The organism is Rossellomorea sp. ABR4_004 (assembly GCF_056159585.1).
On record NZ_JBSWVM010000008.1, the window covers coordinates 34308 to 45678 of the forward strand.

15 protein-coding genes are annotated in these 11371 nt (G+C 38.8%); 11 read left to right on the plus strand and 4 right to left on the minus strand.

The genetic code is table 11. From position 1 onward, the window contains the following. The first annotated feature begins 97 nt into the window (after window positions 1-97). The 3 genes from ACXAF2_RS22660 to ACXAF2_RS22670 all read left to right on the plus strand — a co-directional run bounded on the left by ACXAF2_RS22660 (window position 98) and on the right by ACXAF2_RS22670 (window position 1881). Window positions 98-1216, plus strand: coding sequence for a hypothetical protein (locus ACXAF2_RS22660; protein WP_475142001.1), 1119 nt, complete (start codon window positions 98-100; stop codon window positions 1214-1216). 112 nt (window positions 1217-1328) lie between these two features. After that, complete coding sequence (locus ACXAF2_RS22665) at window positions 1329-1535, plus strand: hypothetical protein (protein ID WP_113967737.1); 207 nt, start codon at window positions 1329-1331, stop codon at window positions 1533-1535. Window positions 1536-1692: 157 nt separating this feature from the next. Further along, a complete protein-coding gene (locus ACXAF2_RS22670) occupies window positions 1693-1881 on the plus strand; it encodes a hypothetical protein (protein WP_113967738.1) in 189 nt (62 codons plus the stop codon). 173 nt (window positions 1882-2054) lie between these two features. On the opposite strand, the gene ACXAF2_RS22675 is transcribed toward ACXAF2_RS22670, so the two are convergent. Further along, entirely contained in the window at window positions 2055-2603 is a 549-nt protein-coding gene (locus ACXAF2_RS22675; protein ID WP_475142002.1) for an RIO1 family regulatory kinase/ATPase domain-containing protein, read from the minus strand. A 238-nt stretch (window positions 2604-2841) separates the two neighbouring features. Here ACXAF2_RS22675 and ACXAF2_RS22680 point away from each other — a divergent pair, with 238 nt between their 5' ends. The 6 genes from ACXAF2_RS22680 to ACXAF2_RS22705 all read left to right on the plus strand — a co-directional run bounded on the left by ACXAF2_RS22680 (window position 2842) and on the right by ACXAF2_RS22705 (window position 7488). Next, the gene (locus tag ACXAF2_RS22680) at window positions 2842-3021 is read left to right on the plus strand and encodes a stress-induced protein, KGG, repeat-containing protein (RefSeq protein ID WP_475142004.1); all 180 of its coding nucleotides are present in this window, start codon (window positions 2842-2844) and stop codon (window positions 3019-3021) included. Between the two features lie 455 nt (window positions 3022-3476). Continuing rightward, entirely contained in the window at window positions 3477-4400 is a 924-nt protein-coding gene (locus tag ACXAF2_RS22685) for a hypothetical protein (protein ID WP_475142005.1), read from the plus strand. Further along, a complete protein-coding gene (locus tag ACXAF2_RS22690; protein WP_475142006.1) occupies window positions 4388-4879 on the plus strand; it encodes a hypothetical protein in 492 nt (163 codons plus the stop codon). The genes ACXAF2_RS22685 and ACXAF2_RS22690 overlap by 13 nt, the downstream gene beginning before the upstream one ends. Window positions 4880-5120: 241 nt before the next feature. Beyond that, a complete protein-coding gene (locus ACXAF2_RS22695; protein ID WP_475142008.1) occupies window positions 5121-5966 on the plus strand; it encodes an aminoglycoside adenylyltransferase domain-containing protein in 846 nt (281 codons plus the stop codon). A 61-nt stretch (window positions 5967-6027) separates the two neighbouring features. After that, the gene (locus ACXAF2_RS22700) at window positions 6028-6915 is read left to right on the plus strand and encodes a diacylglycerol/lipid kinase family protein (RefSeq protein WP_475142009.1); all 888 of its coding nucleotides are present in this window, start codon (window positions 6028-6030) and stop codon (window positions 6913-6915) included. A gap of 198 nt (window positions 6916-7113) precedes the next feature. After that, window positions 7114-7488 (plus strand): nucleotide excision repair endonuclease, encoded by a 375-nt coding sequence (locus tag ACXAF2_RS22705; RefSeq protein WP_475142010.1) that lies wholly within the window; start codon window positions 7114-7116, stop codon window positions 7486-7488. A gap of 90 nt (window positions 7489-7578) precedes the next feature. On the opposite strand, the gene ACXAF2_RS22710 is transcribed toward ACXAF2_RS22705, so the two are convergent. Together ACXAF2_RS22710 and ACXAF2_RS22715 are read right to left on the minus strand one after the other, a co-directional pair. Then, complete coding sequence (locus ACXAF2_RS22710) at window positions 7579-8016, minus strand: hypothetical protein (RefSeq protein ID WP_475142012.1); 438 nt, start codon at window positions 8014-8016, stop codon at window positions 7579-7581. Window positions 8017-8245: 229 nt separating this feature from the next. Next, on the minus strand, window positions 8246-8803 hold the full coding sequence (locus ACXAF2_RS22715) for an MEDS domain-containing protein (RefSeq protein WP_475142013.1): 558 nt from the start codon (window positions 8801-8803) through the stop codon (window positions 8246-8248). Window positions 8804-9084: 281 nt separating this feature from the next. On the opposite strand from ACXAF2_RS22715, the gene ACXAF2_RS22720 reads away from it, so the two are divergent. Together ACXAF2_RS22720 and ACXAF2_RS22725 are read left to right on the plus strand one after the other, a co-directional pair. Next, the gene (locus ACXAF2_RS22720) at window positions 9085-9612 is read left to right on the plus strand and encodes a GNAT family N-acetyltransferase (RefSeq protein WP_475142014.1); all 528 of its coding nucleotides are present in this window, start codon (window positions 9085-9087) and stop codon (window positions 9610-9612) included. 334 nt (window positions 9613-9946) lie between these two features. Continuing rightward, entirely contained in the window at window positions 9947-10672 is a 726-nt protein-coding gene (locus ACXAF2_RS22725) for a class I SAM-dependent methyltransferase (RefSeq protein WP_475142016.1), read from the plus strand. A gap of 56 nt (window positions 10673-10728) precedes the next feature. Here ACXAF2_RS22725 and ACXAF2_RS22730 read toward each other — a convergent pair. Next, a partial coding sequence (locus tag ACXAF2_RS22730; protein WP_475142017.1) for a substrate-binding domain-containing protein occupies window positions 10729-11371 on the minus strand: 643 nt, incomplete at its 5' end.

The following is an 11371-nucleotide window of genomic DNA, read 5'->3' on the forward strand; positions in this document are numbered from 1 at the left end:
ATTTGGGATATTACCATAAAAATAGGCTATACATTCCTTTTTTACATACATATATTGATTATGAATTGTAGACAAAATGTAAAGGAGTGGAAAACCTATGGTAGAAGAGTATGATGATTACACTAGAAAGTATTCCGATCATCATGACGATGAAGAGCATTGTGAGGGAGATCCCGATGAGCAAGATGAGTTGTGCTCAGAAGACGCCGGCGAGCATGAAAAATCAGGGAATCAAGATCTTCCCGAAACAGATGAGAACTGTGCACACGATCACGAAGAGCATTGTTCAAATCAGGATTTTGACGACCTTCCATGTAAATCAGTTGAAGGGGTATTAAATTCAATGTTCCAGCTTGGAGATCATCTTGAAGTATTCTTTGAGGATGAAATGATTGACAGCGGTGGAACATTCGTGGCAGCTTTCGACAATATCCTCATTTGGATGGATTATGATGCAAATGTCAATTTCACAGATTTATGCGGCCCGATCAGTGTACGAAAAATTGGCTCCAAGAGAAAGAAAAATCAGAAACACAATGACAAAAACAAAAATGAGCCTAAACATAAAGGTGATAACCAGATCAAGAAGAAGAAAAAAGGCAAATCGGAAAAGAAAGAACAAGGTACACAAAAAAAGGATGAAAAAAATATACAATCCGGCGTTAATGAAGAACTGTTGAACTTCGTAAAGCTTGAAAAAGAAGAACATGAGACTGAAGAAATGTCCCAGGACAGTCTAATTCTTCAACAAGTACACGAGGACAATGAAACAATTGAAAATGAGAGTATCACTGTAGACATTGTTGACTCCTCTGGTGATGAAGGAGAAGACTCCGATCCCGATTCAGTTGATGAAAAAGAAGGGGTAATCAATTTGCTCGTTGAAGATTACTCGAACGATTCAGATGAGGAAGAAGAGGAGTATACTCCATCATTGGAAACAGATGAAGGTCGATCTGAGGCAAAGGAGTCAGATCCAGGCAATGAAGAGAAAACTTTAGAAAACGAAAGTGACTCACAAGAGGCATCTGGGGAAGAACTAGACATCAATATCCAAGAGGGGAGCCCGGCTTCTTCACTAGGAGAAAAAAGTACAGATGTAGATGAAGAGTTCGAAAGCCAGGAGGAGACTTTATTCAGTATGGAGGAAAGCTCTTCAGAAGATAATTCGGAACATTCACCAAGCAACCGAATCCTTGAGAATGATAAAGAATAATTAATCTAGTAAATGACTAATTCGAAATATTTTTATGAAATCTAGTTATCTGCCTTTACGCATTTAACGGTTCAGCATAAAAATAGAGTAAACACCGAAAGGAGGAAACATAATGTCTAATTTGTTCAAAGACGGTAATATGGCTGATTTTCTTAATAAAATTTTATCTCTAGGTGATAAAATCGAGGTCCTATCTGGTGACGAAGAAATCGAAGAGGGTTCATACGTTTACGCAAGCGATAACTTCGTTGTATGGGCTGATGATAACGGCCATATGAACACGTCTAACTTAAATAATGTTACTGTCCGTAAAGTTTAGTTAACATTATTTAGAAACGAAAAAAATGACTGGACGCAATCCAGTCATTTTTTTTTGTGGAAAAATGAAAATGATAGGTAAAAGCCCTATCATTTTTCGTGTTTTTTAATATAAATATATAGACTGTTGAATGTTAAAAGAGAAAGGAGGAGGCATTATGGGATTTTCCGATAAACTTAATAAAGTACTCAAGCTTGGTGACAAAATCGAGGTTATTTCAGGAGCAGAAAAAATAGACTGCGACGGAACATTTATAAAGGCTGAAGATCACTATTTAGTATGGTCCAATGGTAATGGTGACGTTTTATTTACTCACCTGGATAGGGTAACGGTGAAAAAAGTATAAACATTTTGATTAAAAAATTCCAGGGATAGTACTTTATATGGGAGTACTATCCTTTTTTTGATTCCAGGTGCTTGTCCTAAACTTTTGAATAAAACATTCTTTCCTTATTGATTAAAGAAAAGAACGTTCTTGTTTCTATGATATTTTAGTGAGGAACTTCATCATGTATGGAACTACTTATATTTCTTCCAAGCATCATGGAGCTCAGGATTTAAATTCTTTACATTTTCCAGGAATTCGCCTGTTAAACCAAATTTCTTCATTCCTTTTAACAACTTCGTTGGAACAGGTGAGTCGGATGTAAATGCTCGCTTGTGATCAATCACTTTGAATTCACCATTCTCATCCATTAACATATGACGAACCTCCGTATCCCATCGAGTAAAACCTAATCGTTTGAATTCTTCTAAGACGAATAAAATTTTCTTAGTCATTTCTTCATCAATATGGCCGTGTCGTTTCATATGACGGGCAAGGGATATTCCTTGAACAAACTCCATGACAATGTAATTGTCACCAAATTCATAAAGACGAGGCATAATGGACGAAGTCTGCCCTATTTTCATCGCTTCTAGCTCCCGTTGATGTGTCTCTTCTTTAAAGAAGTACTTAACGACTTTGTCCTCTGCTACCTTGTAGATTTCCCCGTCTTTCCCATCACCAATCATTTCGAAGGCTTCCAGGTCTTTCTTTGAGATTTTCCCGTTAAAAAAGTTCTCCATTGATCATCACTCCTTTACATGGTAGACTTTCACTTTTTTATATTGTATGGAAATAGAATCAGTTTTGTAACCGAGCCAAATGCTGAAATTTCTTAGAACTTGGATAAAAATAATGCTTTCTTAGCAAAGTGTGTTGTTTTAATACATAAGATCCAGGAGTTCAGTCAATCAGTGTGCGCTTGATATTAAAACTGCGTAACTTTAATCGTATGGTAGTAACAACTGTGACAACAGCAAAATGAGATACGAAGTAGCAGGAGGAAAAACGGCAAGAACCAATGACAACAAGTTCTATAGAGAAATTGGTGAAAAAGGAGAAGAAGTTACTTCTGAAACGAATGGCATGAAATTCCTTTTAGAAATTGGACCAAAGGGAAGCAGCAATTCCAGTAACTTCAATAACTCAAAGAATAACTAAAGATAAAGAAAAAAGGAAGCTGTTACTATTTTGCCTATTCTCTTTCTCTATTAAAGAACAATAAAGCCAAAGGAATGAAATAAACTCTTTAGTATTGATATATCAAAGGCTGGCTCATCATATAGCCTGACGCTTTCTCAGCAGAGACGACCATATCATAGAATTCTTCCAATATTATAGACTATCGTTTATTTATAGAACCACAGGATGTTTGTCTACACGTACTATACATATCTTTCATAAACTATAGTAATTCTGTTTAGTTATTCATCATTTGATTAATAGGATTAAAATATTGATATATGAAAAGTAGGTGAGAAAATTGGGATCTAAAAGAGGTCATGATAAGGAAGACAAGCATAAAGTGTGTAAGAAAAAAAGCGAGAAAAGCAAAAAACGAGGAAAACGAGTACATCAAGAAGAGTTAGAATACCAAGATGTCCAAGTAATTCAAGGTGAACAAGGGCTTCAAGGCGAACAAGGGCCTCGAGGCGAACAAGGACTTCAGGGCGAACAAGGGCCTCGAGGCGAACAAGGCCCTCGAGGCGAACAAGGCCCTCAAGGTGAACAAGGCCTTCAAGGCGAACAAGGACCTCGAGGCGAACAAGGCCTTCAAGGCGAACAAGGACTGCAAGGTGAACAAGGCCTTCAAGGCGAACAAGGACCTCAAGGCGAACAGGGACTTCAAGGGGAACAGGGACTTCAAGGCGAACAAGGACCCCAAGGCGAACATGGGCCTCAAGGGGAACAGGGCCTTCAAGGGGAACAAGGACCTCAAGGCGAACAAGGACTTCAAGGCGAACAAGGGCCTCAAGGCGAACAAGGACCTCAAGGCGAACAGGGACTTCAAGGTGAACAAGGGCCTCGAGGCGAACAAGGCCTTCAAGGCGAACAAGGCCTGCAAGGCGAACAAGGACCTCGAGGCGAGCAAGGGCTTCAAGGCGAACAAGGCCTTCAAGGCGAACAAGGCCTGCAAGGCGAACAAGGACCTCGAGGCGAGCAAGGGCTTCAAGGCGAACCTGGCCTTCAAGGGGAACCAGGACCTCAAGGCGAACAAGGGCTTCAAGGCGAACAAGGGCCTCAAGGCGAACAAGGACCTCAAGGCGAACAGGGACTTCAAGGTGAACAAGGGCCTCGAGGCGAACAAGGCCTTCAAGGCGAACAAGGACCTCGAGGCGAGCAAGGGCTTCAAGGCGAACAAGGGCCTCGAGGGGAACAAGGACTTCAAGGTGAACAAGGGCCTCGAGGCGAACAAGGCCTTCAAGGCGAACAAGGACCTCGAGGCGAGCAAGGGCTTCAAGGCGAACAAGGGCCTCGAGGGGAACAAGGACTTCAAGGGGAAGCGGGACCTCCAGGAGAGCGTGGAATGCAGGGTGTAACAGGGCCTCGAGGGGAATGTACATGCAATAGTAAGTACTGTAATGTGTATAGAATTGGTGGAGATCTTATAATACCTGACCAACCTGTTTCTTTTAACCATACTGGCATTAGTTCTGCTGGGGACTTTATTCACTTGGGAACCTCGATAATCGTAGTAAATGAAGGAGACTACAAAATTAACTATAACGTTGTATTTACTAGTGGTAAAACAGGATTTAGTAGAGGAGGAGCATACGCATTATTCGTGAATGGTTCAATCGTTACATCCAGTAGGTATGGTAACCAACTAGGCATCTTCACAAGTGCTCCTGTGACCCTGGATTCCATCTTTCAAGTTAATGGAGAAGCGATTGTTACTATACCAGCAGGAGGAAAAGTAGAACTTAGAAATATTGGGCATACGACAGATAACCTCATTGGTAATGTGGATAATACTTCAACTAATAGTGCAGGATTAACAATGATAAAGCTAAATTAATAGTAGGAAATAACTATTTGAAGGGCGCTGACCGGACATGTGGAGGTCAGCGTTTTTTATACTGTTCCTATTACCTCACCGCTATTTTCCAATTATTCGTTAACCTCACACATTTATGGAATTAAATGTTAATATATGTACTGAGTGATCATCTCTCAATGCTCTTGATACTATAAGCATAATCTAGAGATGGATAATAAAGATGACGTCGTATAATTAGTTTTTCAAAGGGGGATATTCAATGGCCAGATTACCCAGGGTTGTACAAGCAGTATTAAATGACTACCTGATATTATTTAACAAATACTTGCCAAATACGATGGAAGGCGTGTATTTACACGGTTCCATCTCGTTGGATGCGTATGTGAATAATTCCAGTGATATTGACTTTATTGCGGTTACCCGCCGCCGAATGACATCTAAAGATGATGAGAGTTTACATCTTATACATAAAGAATTAGCGTTGACATACCCTAAGCCGGAAATGGATGGAGTATATATCACTCAAGAGGAGATAGGAAAACTTAGTACGAGCGACACAAACGAATATAAAGAAAATGCTTATTACAATAATGGTGAATTAAGATTTGGCGAATATTTTAATTTCAACCCAATCACTTGGTATTTGTTTAAACATAAGGGAATCAGCGTTAGGGGACCGGACACGGCTTCTTTTGATGTATCCATTTCTTTACACCAATTAAGCTCTTATGTTCATTCCAACATGAATTCGTATTGGATGGGAAGGATCAGTGGGATAGAAAAATCAATTGAGGATGTTATAAATTATCCGACTGAAATCATTGATAATGAGATAGAATGGTCTGTCCTTGGTTTGCTTCGTCAATACTATACATTAAGAGAATATGGAATTACCTCCAAGCAAGAAGCAGGAGAATATGGACTGCAACATCTTCATGATGAATGGCACAACATTATTCGGGAGGCTATGAATATTCGAAACGGTTTGAAAGGGAGTCTCTTCAACTCAGAAGAAGAAAGGATTAAACATACCCTTGGGTTTGCAAAGTATTTAATTTCTATTTGTCATGATATGTACCTCCCTACCAATTTATATCCTACATAAGGTTCCAATTCCCTAAATCAGGGTAAAGATATCGTATACATATTAAAAGGAGGATAACGCTGTGAAACAAGCCATGCTTATCGTTAACCCCTCTTCTGGGAAGGAAAAAGGGCAGGATTATAGCGAACATGCTCTTGAGACCATGACAAATATGGGGTATAAAACGGAATTGCGCATTACAGAAGGGGAAGGAGATGCCATGGATTTCGCCATGGAAGCGTGTGAGCGAAAATTTGATTTCGTCGCAGCCATGGGAGGTGACGGAACAATCAATGAAGCGATTAACGGAATAGCTGAGCAGGATCATCGTCCTCTATTTGGTCTGATCCCACTAGGAACAGTAAATGATTTCGCACGAGCTTTAAATATTCCTATGAAACCTGAAGAGGCCATCGACATATTCAGGCATAATCATGTGCAGAAGACAGATGTAGGAAAAATCAATGATCGATACTTCATTAATATCGTCGCAGTAGGCGCGTTGGCTGAAGCATCGTTCTCAACACCCGTCGAACAGAAGTCTAAGCTTGGTCCACTAGCATATATAATCGAAGGAATGAAAAAAATGAAGGAGAAGCAGCCGTTCGAGCTTAAAGTCCATTCCGATCAGGACTGGGAAGGCGACGCGCTTCTTATGCTTGTTGCCCTGACAAACTCTGTCGGAGGTATGGAAACCATTGCACCCGAGGCCAAAGTAAATGACGGTAAGCTCCATGTCTTTATCATCAAAGACGTAGCTCTTCCTCATTTTCTATTGCTCCTTCCAAAAATCCTTTCAGGAGAACTGGCAGAAAGTGAACATGTCCATTACATGAAAGTCTCAAACCTGGAAGCGTCATCTTCCTTTAAGATGATTGCCAATGTTGATGGGGACGAAGGGGACAAGCTGCCAATTACAATAGAAAACCTCAAGCAGCATCTGGACATACTTGTTCCACCTACAGAATAGGAGGAACGTACAATGAATTTGGAGAATACCCAAATTGTTTAGAAATAAAAATCAGACGTACAATAATTGAATTGGACTAAGGTGCGTGTAACATGGTGAGAGGACTTTCTTTTTTTATGGTAAGTGCTGCGTTGTATGGTAATTCTATACTTTATGTGTTACCATTATTTCTTACAGCAAACAAAGGACGTGACATTCATGATAAAAATTGAAATCCCACAAGCGGATATTTCCATAACGGAACGCAGACAACCAAGAGACTCAGAAGAACCGAAGATCAAAAGTATCCAAGGGTTCATCGATCTTCACGAAATCCCGAGAGACAAGGGTGGCATCATCTTGTTTTACAACATCAACGACGAACTTCTCTTCGTAGGGAAAGCACGTAAACTAAGACAAAGAGTCAAGAAGCATCTTGAAGATACCGTTTCACCATTACGTAACCACAGAAGCGAAATTTACCGAATCGATGTTAGCATTGTAGAAGATTCGATGGATCGTGAGATTTACGAAACGTATATCATTAACAAACTCCAATCGAAATATAACGTAGATAAAGTTTTCTATAAATAATATAAGAAGGAACTAGTGTCACAAAAAAGACGCTGGTTCCTTTTGGGTTGAAAATGAATTTCATCTGGTAGTAAGCAGCTTTCCTGTTTTTCACCTAATCACAAATTCTTGATTCCATTTAACCAACAACTCTTCTCGGACCCCATAATATGTCGTATTTGTCCGATCTGTCACTCCATAAGACACTACACATCCATCATCCGACCATGCGATGTTGATTGTTACTATGACTGAAGGTCTCTTCACTCCGGCAATCTCAATATCCACTGACTGATTTAATTCGAAAATCGTCCGAAAACTAATCTCTTCCCGATGGATCGAAGGTGGGGAAGGAGCATCTTCTACATTCACAAACTTCTTATCTCGATCATGGATGTCATACGTAATAAATGACTTCCCGGGCTTTATCCAGTACATTATTAATTCCACACGTCCTGCTCTTAATGGTGTCCCTGTAAAAGCTTCGTGAAATAAATCTTCATACTTAATGACTTCGTTCAGCTTGATGGGATTGATGGTTCCATTCACATAAGTACCTCCTTGGTATATGCCTATATATGGTCATAGTTATACATATTGGAGGTTGGGCTTCAATAGAACAGGTAGTTAACTGCAGGGAATTAACCTATCAAAGGAAGACATTCATGTAAAAGGAGGAATTGAGATGAGTATGTGCATGAGTAGATTTATACTTGTATATCCTTTCACAATAAATAAGAAGACTCGTAAAAAACGAATCTTCTTAAATAGGATATTTTTATTTACCGTATATCATTGATAAACAAAGCTCTTCATCTGTCATCACATAGTTATGAACTTTCTCAAGTGTTTCTTTCAAAACAGGAGATAAACAGTTTTTAGAATATGCACAGACAGATAGCAAGCCTTCCTGTATAACGTAATCATCTGCAGCTGATTCAAATTCGTTGAGAATGGTTGCATCTGGTTCACTGGATGTCCACTCGACATGGGCCCAGGTTCTGATGGAAGGGTTCTGCTTCTTCATGATGGAAATGTCTTTCTGGAAATGCTTAAGTATATTTTCAGTATGAAAGTCGCCATTTAAAAAATAGTAGTCAAAGTTATCAACTAAATATATGGAAGATTGTTGCTCCTCATTCAATATCCTTTTCATTCTATTTCTGACCTTGGTGATATTTCTCATGCTTTCAATAACCAGGATATGCTGGTTATTCTCCAATCCAGAACGAATAAACAACATAAGGTTGCTAAGGTAGGTTTCTTCTGACTGAAATTGATAAAAGACATGGCCTTTGTGTAACGTTACTAATTTCACTTCATTTAACGCTTCCATTACCTCACCTCTCATCCATTAGGAACCGGAACTTCTAAGGCTGGAATGCATGAGCCTTAAGAAATTTGATTATATAAATCATACCATAACTATTTGTCATTCCATACACATTTTGTTACTTGATCGTTTAGTAGTTTGAAATTTCCGAATATAATTAACTGTTCAATAATAATTTTCAAGTGATACAATTGAACATAGAAATGGTTATTGAAATGAACCATTTAATACATGATACTATTAATTCAGGTGGTAAAAATAATTGAGAATAGAAAGGGAAAATAATGACTATTCGTTTTACTAAGGTAATCGAACCAAATTCGATAATTGTAGATGCCATGAATCGCTGGGAAAACAATCCAGACTTAGTTCCATTCATTCGCCCTAATAAAAACAAGAAGGAACTGGAACAACAGTGGCAGATAACTTTAGAAGAGTTCAAAAACCGTTTAGACAATCAACATTTTTATCTTATTCATATAGATAACAAGCTTGTAGGAGAAATGAATTACATGGTCGACCCAAGCCATCTTCACAAAAGAGCACCAGGAACTGCTTGGATAGGAATTACAATAGGTGAAGAGAGTGGACGTGGTAAAGGAATAGGTTTCAACGCTATCCAATATTTAGAAGAAGAGATAAAAAAGCAAGGTCTAACAAGAATTGAATTGGGTGTGTTTGAGTATAATACCCGAGCATATAAGCTTTATCAACGGTTGGGATATCAAGAAATTGCTAGAATTGCTAATTTTACTTATTGGAATAATTGTATGTGGTCTGATATCAGGATGGAGAAGTATTTAGGAGAATGAGCTTGAAAAAGATAAGAAGTCAATATTACTTTCATAAACTTCCCTTTTTGATACATATCTGTAATAAATGTAATGTTCAATCTTTATCATCTATATGCACCACCCATGCTAATGGGTTTGTGTTAAGCGAAATTGGACCTAAATGATTTTGTATACCTCCCTATTAGTATCGGGTTTAGGGGTATTCTGAACCAACAAGTTCACTTCTAGGGCCATAATAAGCATCACTTTAACCATCCTACTTCATACAAAAATACATACTTGTAAAATCGTGGTAACCTTTCTTTTGTTGTAATCAAGTAAAATGAAATTAGCTTTAAAAGGGGGGAACCACATGCAAGAAAACATTCTTAATTATGAAGATTTACTGGAAATGCTGGATTCGTTTCTAAGGGAACCTGCTCACTTTTGGGATGAATTTTTTTCTGATCGTGACAAATCAGTTCCCATATTTGTGAATGCACCTGACGAAAATTTAGTATCATACGTGGAAACGGGAAGGATTTCGGCTGGAAAAGTACTGGAACTCGGTTGTGGGCCAGGCAGGAATTCGATTTATTTAGCGGAACATGGCTTTGAGGTAGATGCAGTTGATTTATCAAAAACGTCCCTCGATTGGGCAAAGGAACGCGCAGATGAAAGGAATCTTACCATCAACTTTATACACCAAAATATTTTCGATTTCACTAGTGAACAGGGGAAATATGAATTCATTTACGATTCAGGTTGTTTTCATCATATTGCACCTCATCGAAGAATGAGTTACATAGATATTATAGAGAATTCATTAAAAGATGAGGGATATTTCGGTATTACTTGTTTTCTTCAGGGTGGAAAGTTGGGGGGCTCTGATATATCCGATTGGGAAGTATATAGAACAGGCTCACTTATGGGTGGACTAGGCTATACAGAGGAAAAATTAAAGAATGTATTTCGTTCATTAGAACCTATAGAAATTAGAATGATGATCGATAAAGCTGATTCTCAAAAATTATTTGGAGCTTCAGACTTATTGACTGGTCTTTTCAAAAAGAGGGAAACAAAAGAATGGAGCTCCTAAGAAGAACTAAAAAAGGGATGACAGGATCACTCATTAGTGATCCTGTCATCCCTTTTTCACACCCTGAAACGAGACAAGAAACGCAAAAACTCCTTTTGTACTTTATGTTGATATTTTGTAATGGCAAAGGTTTTTGCTTCTGGCATGGGAAAAGCTTTTGTTTCAACCTCCAAGAGTCTTCCTTCCAGCAGCTCTCTCCTAACTGTAGACGATGGAAGATAGGAAATGCCAAGGCCTTCTGCGATGAATCGTTTCGTAATATGTGTTTGTGAAACCCTCATCATCCTCGTTTTCGGATAGAATTGCTTAATTGTATAACGAAGATCATCCCAATAAGCAGGGTGATTGTGGGTCAATAAATAATTGGATGCTAACAACTCCTCTTCTTCCAAAGGTGGAGCTGATTCGAAATCCCGTCCATCATGAGGAGCCACCAAAATGACTTTATCGGAAAACAATAGAGTATGTTCAAGTTCAGGACTAAAGCAAGGGAGGCAGGAGAGTCCAATATTGACTCTTTCCTCTAAAACAGCCTTCTCTATCTCAGCAGATTCAATAATTTCAACAGAAATCTCGACCTTGGGATGAGTTTGTAAAAATTGTTTTAAAACAAAAGGTAGCACATTATCAGCAATCAAGGGGGATATGGCCATTTTAAGTGTTGTCGTGTATCCCTGACTAACGGATTGAAGGTCAGAG

Coding starts and splice junctions, on each gene's coding strand:
- ACXAF2_RS22715 (WP_475142013.1), bottom strand. CDS start 8,803: ATGGAAGCGTTAAATGAAGTGAAATTAGTAACGTTACACAAAGGCCAT.
- ACXAF2_RS22670 (WP_113967738.1), top strand. CDS start 1,693: ATGGGATTTTCCGATAAACTTAATAAAGTACTCAAGCTTGGTGACAAA.
- ACXAF2_RS22695 (WP_475142008.1), top strand. CDS start 5,121: ATGGCCAGATTACCCAGGGTTGTACAAGCAGTATTAAATGACTACCTG.
- ACXAF2_RS22660 (WP_475142001.1), top strand. CDS start 98: ATGGTAGAAGAGTATGATGATTACACTAGAAAGTATTCCGATCATCAT.
- ACXAF2_RS22720 (WP_475142014.1), top strand. CDS start 9,085: ATGACTATTCGTTTTACTAAGGTAATCGAACCAAATTCGATAATTGTA.
- ACXAF2_RS22725 (WP_475142016.1), top strand. CDS start 9,947: ATGCAAGAAAACATTCTTAATTATGAAGATTTACTGGAAATGCTGGAT.
- ACXAF2_RS22690 (WP_475142006.1), top strand. CDS start 4,388: ATGCAGGGTGTAACAGGGCCTCGAGGGGAATGTACATGCAATAGTAAG.
- ACXAF2_RS22680 (WP_475142004.1), top strand. CDS start 2,842: ATGAGATACGAAGTAGCAGGAGGAAAAACGGCAAGAACCAATGACAAC.
- ACXAF2_RS22665 (WP_113967737.1), top strand. CDS start 1,329: ATGTCTAATTTGTTCAAAGACGGTAATATGGCTGATTTTCTTAATAAA.
- ACXAF2_RS22705 (WP_475142010.1), top strand. CDS start 7,114: ATGATAAAAATTGAAATCCCACAAGCGGATATTTCCATAACGGAACGC.
- ACXAF2_RS22675 (WP_475142002.1), bottom strand. CDS start 2,603: ATGGAGAACTTTTTTAACGGGAAAATCTCAAAGAAAGACCTGGAAGCC.